This is a genomic window from Sphaerisporangium fuscum, from assembly GCF_018531465.1.
Taxonomy (GTDB): Bacteria; Actinomycetota; Actinomycetes; order Streptosporangiales; family Streptosporangiaceae; genus Sphaerisporangium; species Sphaerisporangium fuscum.
In genome coordinates, this window is record NZ_JAHDTF010000057.1 from 1 (window position 1) to 18,939 (window position 18,939).

Annotated in this window: 20 protein-coding genes; 12 read left to right on the forward strand and 8 right to left on the reverse strand. The window is 70.8% G+C overall.

Going from position 1 to position 18,939, the window contains the following annotated elements; all coding sequences use genetic code 11:
- The first annotated feature begins 406 nt into the window (after nt 1-406).
- Nucleotides 407-1,237, forward strand: a complete 831-nt coding sequence (locus KIK05_RS44525; RefSeq protein WP_214416983.1) for a DUF3027 domain-containing protein — start codon at nt 407-409, stop codon at nt 1,235-1,237.
- A gap of 202 nt (nt 1,238-1,439) precedes the next feature.
- Nucleotides 1,440-4,493: a sacsin N-terminal ATP-binding-like domain-containing protein gene (locus KIK05_RS44530; RefSeq protein ID WP_214416984.1), complete on the forward strand. Its 3,054-nt coding sequence runs from the start codon at nt 1,440-1,442 to the stop codon at nt 4,491-4,493.
- Between the two features lie 25 nt (nt 4,494-4,518).
- Here the strand turns inward: KIK05_RS44530 and KIK05_RS44535 are convergent, their stop codons facing one another.
- Complete coding sequence (locus KIK05_RS44535) at nt 4,519-4,788, reverse strand: DUF2530 domain-containing protein (RefSeq protein ID WP_308250409.1); 270 nt, start codon at nt 4,786-4,788, stop codon at nt 4,519-4,521.
- 149 nt (nt 4,789-4,937) lie between these two features.
- Here KIK05_RS44535 and KIK05_RS44540 point away from each other — a divergent pair, with 149 nt between their 5' ends.
- Entirely contained in the window at nt 4,938-6,413 is a 1,476-nt protein-coding gene (locus tag KIK05_RS44540; protein WP_214416985.1) for an NCS2 family permease, read from the forward strand.
- Nucleotides 6,414-6,507: 94 nt separating this feature from the next.
- On the opposite strand, the gene KIK05_RS44545 is transcribed toward KIK05_RS44540, so the two are convergent.
- The gene (locus KIK05_RS44545) at nt 6,508-6,957 is read right to left on the reverse strand and encodes a hypothetical protein (RefSeq protein WP_214416986.1); all 450 of its coding nucleotides are present in this window, start codon (nt 6,955-6,957) and stop codon (nt 6,508-6,510) included.
- A 130-nt stretch (nt 6,958-7,087) separates the two neighbouring features.
- Between KIK05_RS44545 and KIK05_RS44550 the strand changes: the two genes are divergently transcribed.
- From KIK05_RS44550 to KIK05_RS44580, 7 genes are all read left to right on the forward strand, one after another.
- Entirely contained in the window at nt 7,088-7,720 is a 633-nt protein-coding gene (locus KIK05_RS44550) for a TetR/AcrR family transcriptional regulator (RefSeq protein ID WP_214416987.1), read from the forward strand.
- A 1-nt stretch (nt 7,721) separates the two neighbouring features.
- On the forward strand, nt 7,722-8,162 hold the full coding sequence (locus KIK05_RS44555) for an acyl-CoA thioesterase (RefSeq protein ID WP_214416988.1): 441 nt from the start codon (nt 7,722-7,724) through the stop codon (nt 8,160-8,162).
- Nucleotides 8,156-8,545, forward strand: coding sequence for a hypothetical protein (locus KIK05_RS44560; protein ID WP_214416989.1), 390 nt, complete (start codon nt 8,156-8,158; stop codon nt 8,543-8,545). Before KIK05_RS44555 ends, KIK05_RS44560 begins: the two co-directional genes overlap by 7 nt.
- A 134-nt stretch (nt 8,546-8,679) precedes the next feature.
- Nucleotides 8,680-9,606 carry an alpha/beta fold hydrolase gene (locus KIK05_RS44565; RefSeq protein WP_214416990.1) on the forward strand — a complete coding sequence of 309 codons (927 nt, stop codon included), beginning with the start codon at nt 8,680-8,682 and terminating at the stop codon, nt 9,604-9,606.
- 12 nt (nt 9,607-9,618) lie between these two features.
- Nucleotides 9,619-10,083, forward strand: a complete 465-nt coding sequence (locus tag KIK05_RS44570; RefSeq protein ID WP_214416991.1) for a GbsR/MarR family transcriptional regulator — start codon at nt 9,619-9,621, stop codon at nt 10,081-10,083.
- A 182-nt stretch (nt 10,084-10,265) separates the two neighbouring features.
- The gene (locus KIK05_RS44575; RefSeq protein WP_214416992.1) at nt 10,266-11,084 is read left to right on the forward strand and encodes a class I SAM-dependent methyltransferase; all 819 of its coding nucleotides are present in this window, start codon (nt 10,266-10,268) and stop codon (nt 11,082-11,084) included.
- 29 nt (nt 11,085-11,113) lie between these two features.
- Entirely contained in the window at nt 11,114-11,269 is a 156-nt protein-coding gene (locus KIK05_RS44580) for a hypothetical protein (RefSeq protein ID WP_214416993.1), read from the forward strand.
- Here the strand turns inward: KIK05_RS44580 and KIK05_RS44585 are convergent.
- The 6 genes from KIK05_RS44585 to KIK05_RS44610 all read right to left on the reverse strand — a co-directional run bounded on the left by KIK05_RS44585 (nt 11,262) and on the right by KIK05_RS44610 (nt 16,027).
- Nucleotides 11,262-11,963 (reverse strand): hypothetical protein, encoded by a 702-nt coding sequence (locus KIK05_RS44585; protein WP_214416994.1) that lies wholly within the window; start codon nt 11,961-11,963, stop codon nt 11,262-11,264. The two genes, KIK05_RS44580 and KIK05_RS44585, sit on opposite strands and share 8 nt — an antisense overlap.
- Complete coding sequence (locus KIK05_RS44590) at nt 11,960-12,457, reverse strand: SigE family RNA polymerase sigma factor (RefSeq protein ID WP_214416995.1); 498 nt, start codon at nt 12,455-12,457, stop codon at nt 11,960-11,962. Before KIK05_RS44590 ends, KIK05_RS44585 begins: the two co-directional genes overlap by 4 nt.
- Before the next feature lie 78 nt (nt 12,458-12,535).
- On the reverse strand, nt 12,536-13,813 hold the full coding sequence (locus KIK05_RS44595) for an SGNH/GDSL hydrolase family protein (protein ID WP_214416996.1): 1,278 nt from the start codon (nt 13,811-13,813) through the stop codon (nt 12,536-12,538).
- Between the two features lie 210 nt (nt 13,814-14,023).
- Entirely contained in the window at nt 14,024-14,416 is a 393-nt protein-coding gene (locus KIK05_RS44600) for a VOC family protein (RefSeq protein WP_308250410.1), read from the reverse strand.
- Complete coding sequence (locus KIK05_RS44605; protein WP_214416997.1) at nt 14,413-15,453, reverse strand: hypothetical protein; 1,041 nt, start codon at nt 15,451-15,453, stop codon at nt 14,413-14,415. The genes KIK05_RS44600 and KIK05_RS44605 overlap by 4 nt, the downstream gene beginning before the upstream one ends.
- The gene (locus KIK05_RS44610; RefSeq protein WP_250564502.1) at nt 15,446-16,027 is read right to left on the reverse strand and encodes a hypothetical protein; all 582 of its coding nucleotides are present in this window, start codon (nt 16,025-16,027) and stop codon (nt 15,446-15,448) included. The genes KIK05_RS44605 and KIK05_RS44610 overlap by 8 nt, the downstream gene beginning before the upstream one ends.
- 468 nt (nt 16,028-16,495) lie before the next feature.
- Between KIK05_RS44610 and KIK05_RS44615 the strand changes: the two genes are divergently transcribed.
- Both KIK05_RS44615 and KIK05_RS44620 read left to right on the forward strand, forming a co-directional pair.
- Nucleotides 16,496-17,491: a hypothetical protein gene (locus KIK05_RS44615; protein ID WP_214416998.1), complete on the forward strand. Its 996-nt coding sequence runs from the start codon at nt 16,496-16,498 to the stop codon at nt 17,489-17,491.
- Nucleotides 17,492-17,824: 333 nt separating this feature from the next.
- The gene (locus KIK05_RS44620) at nt 17,825-18,928 is read left to right on the forward strand and encodes a Vgb family protein (protein ID WP_214416999.1); all 1,104 of its coding nucleotides are present in this window, start codon (nt 17,825-17,827) and stop codon (nt 18,926-18,928) included.
- Nucleotides 18,929-18,939: the final 11 nt, after the last annotated feature.

Sequence of the window (18,939 nt, forward strand, 5' to 3'; positions counted from 1 at the left end):
CCTCTGGCCGCCGTACGGCTCGCGCCCGCCGTCCCGCTCACCGCCGCGCGGCCGGCGCGCAGGGTGCCGCGGCCCGCACCGGCCGCCGCACGTCCGGCTCGTGAGAGCGAACCCCGCGCCCTGTCCCAGGCACCCGCCATTCACTTGCGCGCGGACGCGGACGCGGCGCCGGGAACGGCTGCCGGGCGGCCCACGCTTCCTCCCTCTACGCGATAGGTCCCCAGGACTTCGGAGGTCACCAGACGCGGTCGGCCAATTCTTCCCATTGGCCCCATCTTTACTCTTACATGGCGCCTGGTGGAGGACGACCGGCTCGCCACGGGATGGTGGTAACAAGGACGGCCGGATCGCCGCGAGCAGGTGGATAGGCGTGTCGTCCGGTCCCAGCATGGGCGAGAATTGAGGGGTGAGTCGCACCCGTTCCCGCACCTTTGCAGTCGACCAGGCCTGCGCCGCCGCCGTGGAGCTGGCCCGGGCCGCCGCTGAGGAAATCGCGCGCTCCGGCGAGGTGGGCGAGCATCTCGGCTTCGAGAGCGAGGGCGAGCGCGTCGTCACCCATTACTTCGCCTGCCTCGACCGTGCCTACCGCGGCTGGCGCTGGGCCATCACCGTGAGCCGCGCGTCCCGCGCGCGCAACGTCACGGTGAGCGAGACGGTCCTGCTGCCCGGCGGCGACGCGCTGCTCCCTCCGGCGTGGGTGCCGTGGAGCGAGCGGCTGCGTCCAGGCGACCTCGGCGTGGGCGACCTGCTCCCCAGCCCCGAGGACGACGACCGGCTGGCCCCCGGATACACCGAGACCGGTGAAGACGTCGACCAGCAGATGATCTTCGAGTACGGGCTGGGCCGCGCCCGGGTGCTGTCGCCGATCGGGCGCGACCGCGCGGTGCGCCGCTGGCACGCCGGCGAGGCCGGCCCGCACACGCCGATCGCCCACGCCGCGCCGGCGCAGTGCTCCACCTGTGGTTTCTACTGGCCGCTGGCCGGCTCCCTGCGCCTCGGCTTCGGCGTCTGCGCCAACGAGTTCGCCCCCGATGACGGCAGGGTCGTGGCCGCCGACCACGGCTGCGGTGCCCACTCCGAGGCGGCCGTCGTGACGACCTCCGGCGGCGAGCACGCCACGCCGATCCTCGACGACCTCGGCTACGACCTCATGGAGGAGCATGCTCCCGCCGCCGGCCCCGTCGACGAGGCCGGCTCGGTCGACGAAGAGGGAAGCGAGCCTCTCGGCCATTCCTGAGTTCCGCCCGCGCCGTCCGGCCGTCGCGGGGCGGCGTGCGGCCCGTTCCGGCCGTCCGCGCGGCGCGGTACTGATTCCCGGGTCCCGGCCATGAGTGTCGGGCCCAGGCCGTAAGCTCCACGGAGCCTTCCAGCCGGAAGATCTACCGAAGCTTTGGCCGGCGGGCGGCCGGCCGACCTCATCCACCTTTGGGACATGACTGGTGACTGACATCTTTGGCACCGAACGCATGCGCGCCACCGTCCTCGCCGCCTGGACGGCCTCGCCCGCGAGGTTCCGCGAGGACGCCAACGCCGAGGAGGACTTCGCCCTCGGCGGGTACCGCGACCGCCTGATCGTCGAGCTGGCGCAGAACGCCGCCGACGCCGCCCTGCGCGCCGGTGTGCCCGGACGGCTCCGGCTGACGCTGGAGAACGGCGTGCTCAGCGCCGCCAACACCGGAGCCCCGCTCGACGAGGCCGGCGTCGAGGGCCTCGCCACGCTGCGGGTCTCCGGCAAGCGCGACGAGATCGGCTCGATCGGCCGGTTCGGCGTCGGGTTCGCGGCCGTGGTGTCGGTCTGCGACGAGCCGCTGATCGCCTCGCGCGCCACCGGGGCCGTCCGCTGGTCGCGTCCGGAGACCGCCGCGCTCGTCGGCGCCGAGCCCGCGCTGGCCGGCGAGCTCGCCGCCCGCAGCGGGCACGTGCCGATGCTGCGCCTGCCGTTCGAGGCGGGCCCGGTCGACGTGCCGGACGGCTTCGACACCGTCGTCCGCCTGCCGCTGCGCGACAAGGCCGTCGAGCAGGCCGTGCGCCAGATGCTCGCCGAGACCGGGCCCGCGCTGCCGCTGGCCATGCCCGCGCTGGAGTCGATCGAGATCGAGGTCGACGGCGAGACCCGCACGGTCTCCGCCGCCGGCTGGCAGGTGGTCGAGGAGTCCGGGCACTTCTCCCCGGAGCAGGTCGCCGAGCTGTTCGCCGACCGCCCCACCGAAGAGCGCGCCCGGCCGTACTGGCTGGTCCGCTGGGCGGTCCCCGCCGACCACGGGCGGCTCCCCAAGGACGTCGCCCCCGTCGTCCACGCGCCGACCCCGAGCGACGAGCCCCTCGACCTGCCCGCGCTGCTGATCGCGACGTTCCCGCTCGCCACCGACCGGCGGCACGTCGCCACCGGCCCGCTCGCCGGCTTCCTCATCGAGCGCGCCGCCGAGACCTACCTGCGGCTGCTCGCGTCGCTGCCGAAGACGCCCCGCCTGCTCGACCTGGTCCCCGGGCTCATGGGCAAGGGCGAGCTGGACGCCGCCATCCGCCGGGCGATCCTGCGCCGCCTGCCCGACACCCCGCTGCTGCCCGCGATCTCCGCCCCCGCCGACCCGGAGTCCGGCGGGCCTGACGGCTCCCGCGAGCCGGACGCCGACGGCACATACGTGGTGTCCGGCCGGGAGGCGTCGGTGGTGGCCGGGCCCGCCGAGTTCCTCCACACGATCGCCCACGTGGTGCCGGGGCTGCTCCCGGCGGGCTGGGCGGCCAAGCATCCCGCGCTCACCACGCTCGGGGTCACGCGCGTCGAGCTCGCCGACGTGGTCGACATGCTCTCCGGCGAGGCCGTGGACGACAGGCCGCCGGCCTGGTGGCGTTCGATCTACGAGGTGGTGCCCGCCGACGACCGGGAGGCCCTCGGCGCCGTCCCCGTCCCGCTGGCCGACGGCCGTCTCGTCCGGGGCACGCGCGGCACGCTGGTGCTCACCGACAGCTCCTCCCTCGACCCTGCGCTCCTGGCCCCGCTCGGGCTGCGCATCGTCCACCCGGACGCCGCCCACCCCCTCCTGCTCCGGCTCGGCGCCGCCGAGGCCACCCCCAGAAGCGTCCTGGACGACCCGCTCACCCACGCGACCGTCTCGGAGTCCCTCGACAGCGCCGACCCCGAGCCGGTGGCGCAGGCCGTGCTGGCCCTGGTCGACGCGGCCGGCATCACGCCCGGCGAGGCGCCGTGGCTGTCGGCGCTGGCGCTGCGCGGAGCCGACGGCGAGCTCTACCCGGCGGGTGAGCTGCTGCTCGGCGAGGGGTCCCTGGCCAAGCTCATCGACCAGGACGTGCCGTTCGGCGTCGCCGCCCCCGACCTCGTCGAGCGGTACGGCTCGCGGGTGCTGTCGGCCGCCGGAGTGCTCGACGGGTTCGCCGTGGTCAACGACACCGACGTCATGCTCGACCCCGACGAGTGCGACCACGAGCTCGACGCGGAGGACGAGTGGCTGGAGGCCGTGCTCGACCTGCTGCCGGACACGGGGGTGCCTCCGGTGGCGCGGGAGTTCAGCGCGATCCGCGATCTGGAGTACGTCGCCGACTGGCCGGCGGCGCTCGCGCTGCTGTCCCGGCCGCCGCTGCGGGCCGCGCTCCAGCCGCTGCGGGTGCTGTCCGAGGGCGAGATCGTCGAGGTCCCGTCGTACACCGCCTGGTGGCTGTCGCGCCACCCGGTCCTCGACGGGAAGCGGCCCACCTCGCTGCGCCTTCCCGGCGGCGACCCCCTGCTCTACGGCCTGTACGGCGACGCGCCCGTAGGCGTGGACCAGACGGCGCTGGCCATGATCGGGGTACGGACGACCCTCGCCGACCTGCTCGCCTCGCACGGCGGGCCCGACGAGCTGCTCGACCTGCTCGCCGACGCCTCCCTGGAGGTCGACCGGGCCCAGCTGCGCTCGCTGTGGATCGCCCTGGCCGCCGTGGAGCCCTCCCGCGTGGCGCCGCCGACGGCCGTACGGGCGGTGCTTAACGGGCAGATCATCGTGGCCGACGCCGAGGACGGCCATCCCGTCGGCGGCAACGGCGGCACGAGCGTCGAGGGCCTGGTCGCCTCGGGCGGCCCGGTGGTCGTCGAGGCCCCCGACCTGCTGCCGCTGGTCGCCTCGCGCCCGCTGGTGCTCGCGCCGTTCGACCTCGCCGAGGCACTGTCGGAGCTGCTCGACCTGCCGGTGATCGGCGAGGAGGTCGACGGGGAGGTCACCTCGTCGGGCCGGGAACGGCCGGTGCCGGCGCAGGTGCGGTCACTGCTGCCGTCCGCGCCCGCGACGTACGTCGAGCACGACGAGCTGACGGTCGACGGGGTGCCGGTGCCGTGGCGCTTCTACGAGGGCGCCGTCCACGCCTGTGGAGTCGAAGGGCTGGCCAGGGGCCTTGCCTGGGCGAGCGGCCAGTGGGGGGATCGCCTCGCGGTGGCCGCCCTGCTCCGCGACCCCGACGCCGTCCCCCTGCTTCTGGCCGAGGCCGATCTCGACAGCTGACCGGTTCGCGCCGCCCGGGGCCCGCTCAGGAGCCCTGGGCGGCCTCCTCGCGGTCGGTGGACGTCCTCGTGTCGGGCGCCGGGGAATGGCGGTCGCGGCGCCAGATGTAGAAGCAGCCGAACGCGCCCAGACCGATGCCCGCCACACACGTCCAGATCCACCACCGGTGCTCGGGGGACGTACCGACGATCAGCAGGACGACCAGGGCCACGACCCAGAGACCCGTCCCCGTGAGGATCGTGGCGGTGTCGTTCGTCCTCATCGGTGCGGGTTGCAGGGGGCGGGGCTCGTTCACGAAGTCCAGCCTAGGCGACGGCGCTTCGCGTGGTGCTGGCCGGGTCGGGTACCCTCCTCCCCGTCCCAAACAGTACAAGTTGGTCTCATTCGGACCACGAGCAAGTCAGGGGTCTTTCGGACTGTGATACCGCCTGCCACTCTGCCCGCGTGAGCGCGAAAACCACTCCAGCACCTCAGCCGACCACCGGTTTCACCGGCCGGCTCGACCGTTACTTCCACATCTCGGAACGTCGGTCGACGCTCGGTCGTGAGATCCGTGGCGGGCTGGCCACGTTCTTCACGATGGCCTACATCGTCGTCCTCAACCCGCTGATCCTCGGCACCGTGAAGGACGCGGACGGCCAGTACCTCGGCGACGGGGCCACACCCAACCTCGCCATGATCGCCGCCGCCACGGCGCTGACGGCGGGAGTCCTGACGATCCTCATGGGCGTCGTGGCCAAGGTGCCCTTCGCCCTCGCGGCGGGCCTCGGCCTGAACGCGTTCATCGCCTTCGGCGTCGCCAACCGCGTGTCCTGGGAGGACGCGATGGGGCTGATCGTGCTCGAAGGCATCGTCATCACGATCCTCGTGCTGACCGGATTCCGCACGGCCGTGTTCCACGCGATCCCGAGCCAGCTGAAGACCGCGATCAGCGTCGGCATCGGCCTGTTCATCGCCCTGATCGGGTTCGTGGACTCCGGATTCGTCCGCAAGGCCGCCGGCACTCCCCTCGAGCTCGGAATCGGCGGGTCGCTGATCAGCTGGCCGATCTTCGTCTTCGTCGTCGGCCTGCTGGTGACCGCGCTCCTCGTCGCCCGGAAGGTCAAGGGCGCGATCCTCATCGGCATCGTCAGCTCGACGATCCTCGCGATCATCGTTGAGGCGATCGCCAAGGCGGGGTCGTCCGACGGCGGCAAGAACCCGGCCGGCTGGAGCCTGGTCGTCCCCAAGGTCCCTGACAAGATCGTCGGGACGCCCGACCTGGGCCTGCTCGGCCAGTTCAGCCTGTTCGGCTCGTTCGGCAAGATCAGCGTCGTGCTGGCCGTGCTGTTCGTGTTCACCCTGTGCATCACCGACTTCTTCGACACCATGGGCACCGTCGTGGGCGTCGGCGCCCAGGCCGGACTGGTGGCCGAGGACGGCACGCTCCCGCGTACGCGGGAGATCCTGCTGGTCGACTCGGTGGCCGCCGCCGCGGGCGGCGCCGCCTCGGTCTCGTCCAACACCACCTACATCGAGTCGGCCGCCGGCGTCGGCGAGGGCGCCCGCACGGGCTTCGCCAGCGTGGTCACCGGCGTGCTGTTCCTGCTGGCGGTGTTCCTGTCGCCCCTGGTCGACATCGTCCCCTACGAGGCCGCGGCACCCGCCCTGGTCGTCGTGGGCTTCCTCATGATGACCGCGATCCGCGAGATCGACTTCAACGACTACGAGATCGCGATCCCGGCCTTCCTGACGATCGTCCTGATGCCGTTCACCTACAGCATCTCTACCGGAATAGGCAGTGGGTTCATCACGTACGTCCTGATCAAGCTGGTCAAGGGCAAGGCCCGTGAACTGCACCCGCTCCTGTGGGTCGTGACCGTGCTCTTCGTGATCTACTTCGCGATGGGCCCGATCAAGCTCCTGCTCGGGCTGTCCTGACAGGGACCTTCTAGGGCCGTCGTGGTGACTTCAGCAGTCACCGCGACGGCCCTACGTCGCTTCACCGTGGCCTACGACGGAACAGAGCGCTGCTTCAGGCTTGGCTGAAGTAGGAGAACGGGGCTACGGAGACGCCTTCGGACACGGCTCTCTCGTCGTCCTCGGTGGCGTCGGGGTCCAGATCTTGGGCGCACAGGGAGTGCATGGACCACACGGAGAAGCCGGCGTGGAAGTCGAACCCGATGTCCGAGGGGACGCTCGTGTATCCCTTCGCCAAGAGGTCCGCCACGACGTCGTCGAGGAACCGGAAGGTCAGCTGGACGCCGTCGAAGAAGACCTCTTCGCCTCCCTGGCCGTCGTAGGCGAGTTCGACGAGTTCGACGGTGTCGTCCGGCGTGTAGCTGATCACCAGCATGGGCGTGGTGGAGTGGACGGCCTTGGCGCCGCCCGGCCCGTGCACCGGTACCCCGATGCGCCCTTCGACGTCCGCCCGGGCCTCACCGACCTTGACCATGGCCACCCCATGGCCGGGAATGATCTCCATGTCCCGACATGGTGCCAGTAGCGGGGCCGAAGAGAGCGGAGATCACGGGAAACCGATCGCCGGGGGAGCGAAGCCGGAGTTTGCGGTCCCCACTATATGAACGACCGGTCGTTAATGTAGATTGGCGGCCATGGAACAAGACGGGCGGCGGCTGCGTGGGTTGCGTAGTCGCGAGACGATCCTCCAGCAGGCGGTGGAGCTGGCCTCGGTCGAAGGGCTGGACGGGCTTTCCTTGGGGCGGCTGGCGGGGGCGGCCGGCGTCAGCAAGTCCGCGTTCTTCGCGCACTGGCGGGACAAGGAGCAGCTGCAGCTCGATGCCGTGGAGTGGGCCGCCCGGCAGTGGGCCGAACAGGTGGTGGGACCCGCCCTGCGTGCCCCCGCGGGCGTACGACGCCTGTTCGCGCTGCACGAGGCGCGGCTCACGTTCTACGGCGAGGGTGTGCTGCCCGGCGGGTGCTTCTTCTTCGCGGTGCAGGCGGAGTTCGACGACCGTCGCGGACCGGTTCGCGATCGTGTCGCGCGGGCCCTGGGCGAGTGGCAGGGATTCATCCGCCGGCTGGTGGCGGAGGCCATGACGCTGGGGGAGCTGGCCGACAGCGTGGATCCGGCCCAACTGGCCTACGAGATCGACGCGCTCGGCGAGATGGTGATCGTCCATTCCCGGTTGCACGACGGGCCGGCCGTCCTCGTTCACGCCCGTCGTGCCGTGCTCCAGCGCCTGCGTGCGCTCTGCCCTGACCCAACACTTCTCCCGGAGGACTGACATGACCACAGGCGGCGTTTATGAGCCGGTCCAGGTGTATTTCGACGACCTCGACGCGATGGGGCTGTTGCACAACTCGCGCTACGCCTTGCTGGTCGAGCGGGCGATCGGTGCGTACTGGCACCGGCTCGGCTGGGCGTCCGACCCCGGCCGGTCGGCGTTCACGGACGTGTTGCTGGCCGTGCGCGAGTTCAAGGTGACCTACAACGTGCCCATCACCGGGGTGGGCGAGCCGTGGGTGCACTTCTGGATCGAGCGGATGGGACGTACGAGCGGGGTGTACGGCTTCCGCGTGCTGTCGGCGGATCGCGCCGTGGTGCATGCCGAGGGGTATCGGGTCAACGTCAACCTGGACCCGGCCACTCTGCGGCCGGCGTCGTTCAGCGATGGCCTCCGCGCCGCCGCCGCGCCGTTGATGCTCCCGGAGGTGGCGCCGTGCTGAGGTCACGCTGGATCGCGGGACCGGCGGCGGAGCGGCCGGGGCCGCTTGTGGCCGCGCTGACGGACTTCCGGATGAGCCGGGCACTCGATTTCCCCGGCATCGCGCGGCGTGGCCTGTCGCTGAGCCGTCTGTGGCCCACCCTGCCCGGCGCGGTCGGCATGTGGTTGTGGACGGACCTGGCCGACCGGCGGGTCGGCTCGCTGTCGGTATGGAGCAGCGAGGACGATCTTCGAGGGTTCGTACGGCTGCGCCAGCACGTCGAGATCATGCGTGAGTATCGGCACAGGGGGACGCTCCGCTCCCGTACCTGGCAGATCGACACAGTCGACAGAGCCGCCCTGTGGGCCGCTCTGGCCCCCTCCTCCGTTCGAGCTGACCGATAGGCCGCTGATCGGGGGCGCGGGGAGTTCGTGACGCGGAACGCCTCCGCCGTGCTTGCGCTCTGCCCGGAGTTGAGGAGTACAGTTGCCAGTAGTTTCAGCAGTGACTGAAATTGCTAGCAACTAGGAGGCAACCGATGATGCGTCAGATCCGCTTCAGCAGCATGGGCGTCGAGTGCGCCGGTGACCTGTACCTGCCGGAGGACCTCCCGGCGGGTACGGCCGCGCCCGCGCTCGTGCTCGGGCACAGCGGGGTGATGGTGAAGGAGGCGCTGGCCGACTTCGCGCCCCACTTCGCGGCGGCCGGGTTCGTCGCGCTCGCCATCGACTACCGCACCATCGGATCGAGCGACGGCGAGCCCCGGGGCCTGCTGTATCCGGAGCGCCAGGTCGAGGACTTCCGCAGCGCCATCTCCTATCTGCAATCGCTTCCGGAGGTGGACCCGGAACGCATCGGGCTGTGGGGCGTGAGCATGGGCGGCACCGTCGCGATCCAGACGGCCGTGTTCGACCGGCGGGTCAGGGCCGTGGTCGCGCACAGCCCGAGCGTCGTCAACGGCTGGCGGTACATGCTCAAGGGGCGCGGCAGGGAGGCGTTCAAGGCGCTTCGCGACCAACTGGAGCAGGATTGGCAGCGCAGGTACGAGACCGGTGAGAGCGCGCGCGTCCCCTTCCTCGACCTGCGGCACGAGGAGGCCAGGAAGGCACAGGAACTGTCCACACGGATCTACCCGACGTTCCGCAACGAGATCACGCTCGACTCGATGGAGCACATGCTCGCCTTCGCGCCCGAGAACTTCATCGAGTACCTGGCGCCGACGCCGCTTCTCATGGTCGCCAACGGCGGCTACGACCCGTACCACACGCTCGACGAGGTGCAGATCGCCTACCAGAAGGCCGGTGAGCCCAAGCGGCTGGAGGTGCTGCCCTACGATGTTCTCGGGCTGTACACCGGGCCCGGGCTCGAGGAGGCCGTGGGCCTGGCCGTCGACTGGTTCGACCGGTACCTCCGCAGGACCAGGATCGCCGCCACGACGCCCGCACCGATCGTCGAGACCAGCTGAAAGTTGTGACCAGTGCCCCAGGAGAGCGGAGCCGACCACGAGCAGCTGCTGCGCTGGGTCGAACGCGTGGCGGCGTTCTGCGTCGAAGAATGGGGTCTGGCGCCGATCACCGGGCGGATCCTGGGCTGGTTGATGATCTGCGATCCCGCCGACCAGTCCGCGGGCGACATCGCGGACGCCATCGGGGCGAGCCGGGCCTCCCTCACCTCCAACATGCGGCTTCTCATGGCCATCGGCCTGGTACGCCGGCAGAGCCGCCCCGGTGAGCGCACGACCTACTACCGCATCGAGGACGACGCCTGGCAGAAGGTCGTACGGCGGAAGCTGGCCGCGCTCGGCGTCTTCGACGAGATCGCCGAAGAAGGCCTGAAACTGACGGGCGGCGAAGGCCCGCGCTCCAGGCGCATCCACGAAGCCCAGGAGTCCATGGCCTGGCTGGCCAGGGTCGCCACCGAAGGTCCGGGCGGCCGAAGCTAGACCAGGGGCCGCCGACGAACCGGGCGGCCGAAGCCGGATCTGGTGCCGCCGAAGAGCCAGGCGGTCGAAGCCGGACCTGGGACCGCCGAGGCCTACTCACGAACAAACCACGTGAACCGCCACCGGGCAGGGTGACGCGGTGTCGTCCCACGCGCCCGGTGGCTCCGAAGAGGACACGAACCATGAAGATCGAACTCCCTGGCCTCACTCCGGTCCAGGAAACGCTTCTCCTCACCTTGTACTGCAGGGCGCTGGACAGCCGCGCGCCCCGGCCCGTCCTCGGCGACACCACGGCCGACCGGCTGGTCGGAAGCATCGACTACGACTTCGGGAGACTGAAGGTCAACGGCGGCCTCGTCGCACAGAGCGCGCTGCGGGCCAAGAAGCTCGACGAAGTGGTCCGAAACTTCCTTGTCGCCCACCCGGACGCGGTCGTGCTGGACCTCGGGGCCGGGCTGGACACCCGGATCCTCCGTGCCGGCCCTCCGGCCACCGTCGGCTGGTACGACGTCGACTTCCCGAACGTCGCGGAGATCCGGCGGCGGCTGCTCCCGGAACCGGCGGCCGCCCACGCTGTCGGCGCCGCGCTGACCGACCCGGACTGGCTGAAGGAGATCCCCACCGGCCGTCCGGCCGTCATCGTCGCGGACGGCCTGCTGCCGTTCCTTTCCCGCGATGACGTCATCCGCCTGTTCAACCGTCTGACCGGCCATTTCCCGAGCGGCGAGCTGGCCTTCAACGCCTACGGATCGTTCGCCTCCAGGGCCATGAAGTACCAGCCGTCGATCAAGGCCCTCGGGCTCACCGCCTCGGCCGGATTCGACGACGCCCACGAGCCGGAACGCTGGGACTCCCGCCTGAGGCTGGCACAGGACATGCTTCTCGTGCGCTCCCCGGAGGTCAGCGCCTTCCCGCCCGCCGTACGGGCCCTGACCCGCCTGTTCGCCCTCAGCACCACCTTGGCCCGCCAAGCCGTCCGGGTTCTCCACTACCGATTCTGATTTGGATTTTCGGGAAGAGGAAGCGATGTGTGCATGACCTTGTGGCCGGGACCGTCGTCGTCGATGTCGATGCCGGCGGGCCCGGCGGCGGCTCCCGCTATCGGGGCGTGATCGTCGCGGGGGTCATCGTGCTTCTCGCGGCCGGCTTCGTCCTCTGCCTTCTCCCCTGGGACCTGATCACCTGAACCCGGCCGGCTTGTCGTAGACGCCGATCGTCCACTCGCTGGGGTGGTGGCCGACGACCTTCGCCAGGCGGTCCGGTTCCTGGACGACCACGGCCATGTCGAAGAGGCCGTCGTCCGTCCTCCGGCCGATCGGGGCGTCCGCGGGGAAGAGCCAGATCTCCAGGGTCTGCCGCTTGCCGAGCCACCCCGGCCCGGCGGACTGCCAGTCGTACTGGCTGTCGAGGCCGGGGCCATGGCGCCGGCCACAGCGGGCGAGGGCTGCCTCGTTGCCGTGCTTCACCAGGACGAACACCTCCGGGTCGGCGCAGCGGATGGAGTAGCCGGTGTTGTAGGTGGTCGGCTGGAAGGTCACCTTCACTCCTTGGCCGACCGTCGTGTGACGTTCGGAGCGGATCAATCCCAGGGTCTCTCCCTTCATGTCGACGACCGTCGCGGGCGGCGTGATGCCGTTGGTCACCCGTGCCGCCGAGGCGGGGCCCGGTGCGGACCTGCCGTCGTACAGTCCGGAGGCCCCGGCGACGCCGGCGGTCGCGACGGCGGCCCCGGCCAGCACGGCCCCGACCGTCACCCTTCTGCGCCGGCGCGCGGCCCGTCCGCGCCGGGTGATCTCCTCCAGGTACGCGGGCCGCCTCGGTCCCTCGGCGCTGTACTCCTCGAACACCGTTCGCAGGTCGCTTTCGGTGTACTGCGTCATCGGTTCGCCTCCACATTCAGATCGCGCAGGGCCGGATCCACACGAAGCCGTGCCAACGCCCGGCTGAGCTGCTTCTTCACCGTTCCGAGTGAGCATCCGAGGACGTCGGCGATCTGCTCGTGGGGCAGGTCGGCGAAGTAGTGGAGGACGACGACCGCCCGCTGCCTGGCCGGGAGGGCGCCGGTCGCTGTCCACAGGGCGGCGCGGTCGGCGACCGCCGCGGCGATGTCCCGCTGCGCGGGCCCCTCCGGCATCTCCTCGGTGGGCACCTCACCGCGCCATCGCCGCCGCCACCAGGAGGCGTGGGTGTTGACGATGATCCGGTACACGTACGGGTCCGGGTCGCTCTCGATCTTGTGCCAGGCGCCCCATGCCTTGATCAGCGAGGTCTGCACCAGATCTTCCGCCGCCGCCCAATCGCGGGTGAGCAGGAACGCCGTACGGCACAGCCGCTCATGCCGCTGCTCGACGTATCGAGCGAACCCGTCCGCCATCCCGCACTCCCTCTGACGCACTCACATCCAACTACCGTCCGGGAGGGCACTTTGGGTGACAGAGTTCGGGACCCGGTGTCAGAGAGCGTCGAGGTCGAGGGCCGAGGCGATCGCGTGGTAGCCCGCGTCGTCCGGGTGGAGGCCGTCGTGGAAGACGTAGCCGGGGCGGGGACGGTCGGGGTGGGCCGGGTCGGCCATGGCGCGGTCGGCGTCCAGGACGGCGTCGTACGCTCCGCTGGTCCGGATCCACTGGTTGACCGCGCCCCGGGCCTTCTCGACGTCGGGGGTCCAGAACGGGAACAGGGCGCCCCTGAGCGGCGGGATCGTGACACCGATGACCTTCACCCCCCGCGCGTGGGCGGCCTGGATCAGACTCTGGTAGCCCGCAACGAGTTGCCGGACCGTCACCCGCGGGTTGGGCCGTACGCAGGCGTCGTCCAGTTGCGGGTAGCCGATGTCGTTGGCGCCCAGGTGGACGATCACCGCGCTCACCCCCGGCCGGTCGAGCACGTCCCGGCGGAAGCGCGTGCCCGCCTTCTCGCCGAAGCACGAGGAGTCGTTCAGCAGCCGGCTGCCCGCGATGCCGGCGTTGACCACGCTGACGGGACGGCGGGCGGTGACGAGGCGTTCGGCGATCTTGTCGGTGAACCGGGCATCGGCCCCGGCGGTCGAGCCGACGCCGTCGACGAGTGAGTCGCCGAAGGCCACCACGGTCCCCTGGGGAGCGGCGCCCCCGGTGACCTCCACGCCGGCCAGGTAGTACCAGGCGCCGGTCGACTCGGTGTACGCCTCTGCGCCGGGGCCGGACAGGTGGTCGCCCTTGGCGCGGTAGGACGTCGCGGTGGTGAAGCGGTGGAAGGTCGCCGGGCCGGTCGGACGGTTGAGGCGCAGGGTCACCGCCAGCTTCTCCAGTGGCGAGGTGGGCAACGCGACCGCGTCGCTGACGGCTTCCCCGCCGGGCGGGATCACGGTGCCGGGTGCCCCGCCGAACGCCAGCCGCCGCATCGAGTCCGGCCAGACCAGGGCGCCTCCGCCGGACCGTCCGACCGTCGCGGCGGTCACGCGCAACGGCGCGGTGCCGTACGCGTTGGACAGCCGGATGCGGAGCCTGGACCCGCCGGCCGTGACCCGGACCACCTGCCGTACCGACTGGTCGGCGAAGCCCGGCATCGACCAGTTCGGCCCGTTGTCCTCGGTGCCGGGGGTCGGCCGCTGCATGGCCGCCCCCCATGATGCGACCCAGGGGCCGTCCGGCCGGTCGTGCGCCTGTGCCGGGGGCGCCGCCCACAGGACCGCGGCGGCGAGCACCGCCGCCGGCAGTGCCCGGGCGAACCTCGGCGACCGTCCCGAACCCATGATGAACCTCCTGATCGCGGCGATGCCCCGTCGAAGCCGGGGCGATGACGACCAGATCGTCCCGGTGCGCTTCCTTCTCGCGGGTCGGCTGATCGACGGAGATTCCGTCCGGCCGGTCGGCTGTTCGGCCGATTCCATGGGCGGTCAGGCGGTGTGCCGCTGGGTCCGGCGAAGGGGGTTCGACGAACCGCTCGGGCGCCTCGCCCGGTGTCAGCGGTCTCCCGGGTAGACGCTGATCTCGATGAGGTTGCCGTCGGGGTCGCGGACGTAGACGCTGTCGATGGGCCCGACGGCGCCGGTGCGGCGCACCGGCCCCTCCTCGATCGGCACGCCCTCGCGTTCCAGGTGGGAGATCACCTGGTCGAGGGGTTCCACGCTGATCAGACAGAGGTCCGCGCTGCCGGGGACCGCCCGGGCGGCCCTGGGGTCGAACTCGTGGCCCGCCTGGTGAAGGTTGATCTTGGCTCGGCCGAACGCGAGAGCGCGACGGCCGGCGCCGAACGTGAGCGGCTTCATGCCGAGGACGCGGCCGTAGAAGCCGACCGTGGCGTCGATGTCGGCGACGGTCAGCACCAGGTGGTCGAGCCGGTCGATGTGTATCACTGTTCCGTTCCTCCTGCGGCACGGCCCGGGCGTCGCGCGGAGACGAAGGCGCGGCGCAGGGCGAGGATGAGCAGGGGCAGCGTAAGACAGGCCAGGCCGGTGAGCACGAGGGGCAGGACCATGCTCCGCCGCTCGGGCTGGTCGTCCTTCTGCGCCAGGTCGATGGTGCCGGTGGCGGTGTGGGTGACGCGGCCGCTCTGCACGGTCAGGCGGTACTTCCAGGGCCCGTTCGGCAGGTCCCGCCCGAGCGCCACGGTGATCTGCCCACGTTCGGCGGGGGCCAGGGTCGTACCACGGGTGATCGGGAAGGGGCCGGCGTTCAACCGGCTGGGGCCGTCCAGCAGCGACAACCGGCCTTCCAGGTCGATGGCCCGGCGGCCGGTGTTGGCGACGGTCGCCACGATCCGCGGGGCGCCGTCCGGGGCGGTCTGAGGATGGACCTGGCTGATCTCGAAGTCCGTGGGCGGTTCGCCGCCGGGGCCGACGTGCAGGTAGGTGCGGACCCCGACCTGGTTGACCAGGGCGACGTTCGCCTTCGGGCCCGGTCCGCGGGTGGCGACGCGCGCCCAGATCACGGCGTACCGTTCGCCTTCGGTGGCCCAGCGCGGTACGGCGATGGTGGCCCTGACCAGCGCGTTGCTGTTGGGGCGCAGGTCGAGCCTGGTGCGGTCGAGTGTGATCCAGGAGCTCAGCTCGTTGCCCGTGGAGGGCGGCGCGAAGGTGAAGCGGTGGTTCTTGATGGCCGCGCCGCCGGCGTACAGCGTGATGTGCTGGGGGCGGGGCGAGATGTTGTAGACCTTCAGGCGCCTTTTGAAGGTGGTCCCGGGGTTGACGTGGTCGTCGATGTAGACGAGCGCACGCGGATCGTCGACCCGGCTGGCGGGGATCTCGGCCACGCCGATGCCGATCCGGCCGCCTGGGGCGGCCGGATGCGGGGACGAGGCGCCGGCGGGCGCGGCCACCGGCGTTACGGCCAGGAGGACCGGCGTGAACGGCAGCGCCGCGAGGATGCGGCGCCAGGAGGCTGGACTAGGCAACCTGGTGGTTCACCGTGCCCGTGTACGTGCCGGCGACGGCCTGGGCGGGGATGCTGATGATCAGGGTGGGGTTCCAGGAGGCGGAGTTGTTACCCGAGCCCGAGGTCTTGCTGAAGGCGATGCGCGGCTGGTCCAGGGTGACCGCCGCCGCGGCGTTGGGCTGTCCCGGGACGAAGGTGCCGGTTCCGGTGGTGGCGGTGGCCGGACCCGACCAGTACTGGACGCTGCTGGCGGGGATGGTCTCGGACGCGGTGCCGCCACCGGTGGTGAAGCTGGTGGCGGACACGGTCGCCGTCCAGGTGGCGGTGAGGGCCGCCCGCTGGTCGGAGACGGTGACCAGGCCGAGCTGGCCGGTGACCTGGTTGCCCGGGGTGTTGCCGCCGAGGTTGACCGGGCCGTCGGGCACGGTGATGGTGAGCGAGTCCGGCGCCGTGACCGTGAAGGTCACGGTGGTGGGGCAGGTGGTCGAGGCGGGGCAGGTGCCGGCCTGGGCGGGCGTGGCGGCCGGGGCCACCAGGGTGGCCGCGGCGATGGCGACGGCCAGCAGGGCACTTTGACGGATTGTTCCAGGCAACTGCCGATCCCCCTTGATCCAGGCCCATTCGGGCTGTGTCACGTGATCAGTTATTGCGCGATGATCAGCCCCCTGAAACCGGACGAACGGGCTCGTGGAAAGTTTTGATCACCTCTTGAGCGGCCTCATGATCTCCAGGCGGGTAATGGGTGATTTGGGTTGGTGGAGGGGAATGCGAGGTTTCGCCGGGGTGCGAGACGCCCGCCGGGCCGTCATGTCTTCCGAAGTGTTCGGTGGGACTTCCGCGGGCCAGCTCCGCTATACGGACAAATGCACAACGGCCGCCCTCCTCGCGCCGGTCGTGGACGCATCTCGTGTGCTTCTTTACGTCGTATTTGCTGTGCGTGGCGGGCGTGTGCGAAACATCATTCGATCTTGAAGTCCTAAGCTGCCAATACTTTTCGCCGAACCAAGAGAACCGACGTCTAAATAGTGCAGCGCGAACGAGACACTCCCCGAGGGAAACGGATGAGGAAAAGCCACAGCGGTGGCCTGTCGCTGATGGCCTCGATCACCTTGGCAGGCCTGCTGGCCGCACCGGCGCCCGCGTCCGGTACGGCTGTGGCGTCCGGCCGTCCGGGCCCTTTCCCCGCGTGGGCGTGGTCTCCGTCAGGAGAGGACACGCCGGCCCCCTCGCCGGCCGCACCCACGCCGTCCTCGGGCCCGGCGGGCACGCCGTCAATCGCTCCGCCGGCCACGCCCACCGCGCCGGCCGGCACGGGCATCGAGCGAGAGGCGGGCGTCGGTGTCGGTGTCGGGCAAGAGGCCGGCACGGGCATCGGGCGAGAGGCGTCGCCCGGTTCCGTCCCCACGCAGGCCGAGACCCCGGTTCTCGGCGCCGTGGTCACGCCGTGGCCCGTCGACGGCTCGAGGGAGGCGGCGGCACCGGTGGAGTCCGCACCTGCCGGGGTCCCTGCCACGCCAGGGCCGCGGAAGGAGGGCCGGCCACCGCGTGACCGCATGATGGACGGCGAGGCGGAAAGGGGACGGTCCGTCGAGCGCCCTCGCCGGGAACGCCGCCGGACCGCCGCCGCGCAGACCGGGCTGACGATCACCGTGCCCGACACGGCGAGCCTCGGCACCGGCACCACCGGCGGCACGATCAGCGCGAGCCTCGGCACGGTCACGGTGGAGGACGCCCGCAACGGGTCGCTCTCCTGGACGGCGACGGTGTCGGCCACCGATTTCAAGACCGGCCTCGGGTCGGCTTCACAGACCATCGCCAAAGCCAACATCGCTTACTGGTCCGGACCCGTCACCGCCTCTTCCGGCGCGGGCTCCCGCACGCCCGGGCAACAGACCGCGGCCCAGCGCGTCTCGTTGTCCACCCCGCAGACCGCGTTCCGGGGATCCAAGGCGCCGGGCATCCAGATCACCAGCTGGCGTCCGACGATCGTGGTCACCATCCCGTCGTCCATAGCCCTCGGGGTCTACACCGGCAGCATCATCCACTCGGTGGCCTGAGAGCGGCCTTCCCTTTCCGCGACGGCTCTTCATCGGGATCGGTACTCCCGCGGGGCCGGGTCCGGGTGGAGCCCGACCGACGGATTCGCCGATCCCCGCCGGTAGTTGGCGGACTCCTGACCGGCCACAAACGATGGCGCCGGAGGAGGAACGGCGTGGCCGGGAGATATTTGAACGGCTGGGCCGGTCATAAATGATTTCGCCGATTCGGGCCGTGGAGAGCGCTTGTGCCGGTATCGGAGCAGTCCATTCACGGCAGTGGTCCGCCATGCCGCGAAATCGCATGAATCCGTCCAGTTCCGATTTCTTGCTCATATTCCTGGAAGGGATGTCATGCATCGCAGCTCGAAACTCCTGGGCTACCTCCTTATGGCCATGGCGCTGGTCCTGGCGGCGAGTCCACCCGTCTCCGCCTCGGCCGCGCCGCCACCCCACCGTCCCTCGCCCGCGCGTCCGTGGGCGAGACTCTGCCTCAAACTGAAGCTGCAGCCACGGCACAAGAACATCCGGTGCGTCTTCCCGCCCGCGCCACGGGTGGCGAAGCGGGCCATGCTGACGCCGACCATCAACGAGATCTCCATCCCGACCACCCCGTCGACCCCGGTCGGGATCGCCTCCGGACCGGACGGCAACGTGTGGTTCACCGAAAACTACGCCAACAAGATCGGCAAGGTGACCACGGGGGGCGTCTTCACCGAGTACTCCCTGCCCACCGCCGACTCCCAGCCCGCGCACATCACCACCGGCCCCGACGGGGCCGTCTGGTTCACCGAGGCGACCAACAACAAGATCGGGCGCATCACCACCTCGGGCACCATCACGGAGTACGCGCTGCCGACCTCCGCCGCCTATCCCTGGTCGATAACGGTCGGCCCGGACGGCGATCTGTGGTTCACCGAGACGGACGCCAACAAGATCGGCCAGATCGACACCTCGGGCAACATCACCGAATACTCGTTGCCGACCGCCGGCGCCTACCCGCTGTTCATCACCGCCGGTCCGGACGGCAACCTGTGGTTCACCGAGCCTCTGGCGGGCAGCGTCGCACGGATCACCACCGGTGGAACGGTCACCGAATTCGCCGCTCCCTCCGGCGCGATGCCGCTCGGCATCACCACCGGATCGGACGGGAACCTGTGGTACGGCGACGGCAACGGCAAGGTCGGCTCGGTCGACACCTCCGGCAGCACCTTCACCGAGTACTCCCTCAGCGACCCCAACAGCTTCCCGTGGGGGATGACCCTCGGCCTCGACGACAACGTGTGGTTCGTCGAGCAGTCCGCCGGCAACGTCGCCAACGTCACCACGACCGGCACGATCAGCGAGTACGCCCTGCCCACCAGCGTCGCCGGGCCGCTGCAGATCATCGTCGCGTCCGACAACAACTACTGGATCACGGAGGACTACGTCGACCAGCTCGCCATAGTGACTCCCTGACCTGATCGGCA

Coding starts and splice junctions, on each gene's coding strand:
- KIK05_RS44545 (WP_214416986.1), bottom strand. CDS start 6,957: ATGGAGATCATTCCCGGCCATGGGGTGGCCATGGTCAAGGTCGGTGAG.
- KIK05_RS44550 (WP_214416987.1), top strand. CDS start 7,088: ATGGAACAAGACGGGCGGCGGCTGCGTGGGTTGCGTAGTCGCGAGACG.
- KIK05_RS44555 (WP_214416988.1), top strand. CDS start 7,722: ATGACCACAGGCGGCGTTTATGAGCCGGTCCAGGTGTATTTCGACGAC.
- KIK05_RS44565 (WP_214416990.1), top strand. CDS start 8,680: ATGATGCGTCAGATCCGCTTCAGCAGCATGGGCGTCGAGTGCGCCGGT.
- KIK05_RS44575 (WP_214416992.1), top strand. CDS start 10,266: ATGAAGATCGAACTCCCTGGCCTCACTCCGGTCCAGGAAACGCTTCTC.
- KIK05_RS44585 (WP_214416994.1), bottom strand. CDS start 11,963: ATGACGCAGTACACCGAAAGCGACCTGCGAACGGTGTTCGAGGAGTAC.
- KIK05_RS44590 (WP_214416995.1), bottom strand. CDS start 12,457: ATGGCGGACGGGTTCGCTCGATACGTCGAGCAGCGGCATGAGCGGCTG.
- KIK05_RS44595 (WP_214416996.1), bottom strand. CDS start 13,813: ATGGGTTCGGGACGGTCGCCGAGGTTCGCCCGGGCACTGCCGGCGGCG.
- KIK05_RS44615 (WP_214416998.1), top strand. CDS start 16,496: ATGAGGAAAAGCCACAGCGGTGGCCTGTCGCTGATGGCCTCGATCACC.
- KIK05_RS44620 (WP_214416999.1), top strand. CDS start 17,825: ATGCATCGCAGCTCGAAACTCCTGGGCTACCTCCTTATGGCCATGGCG.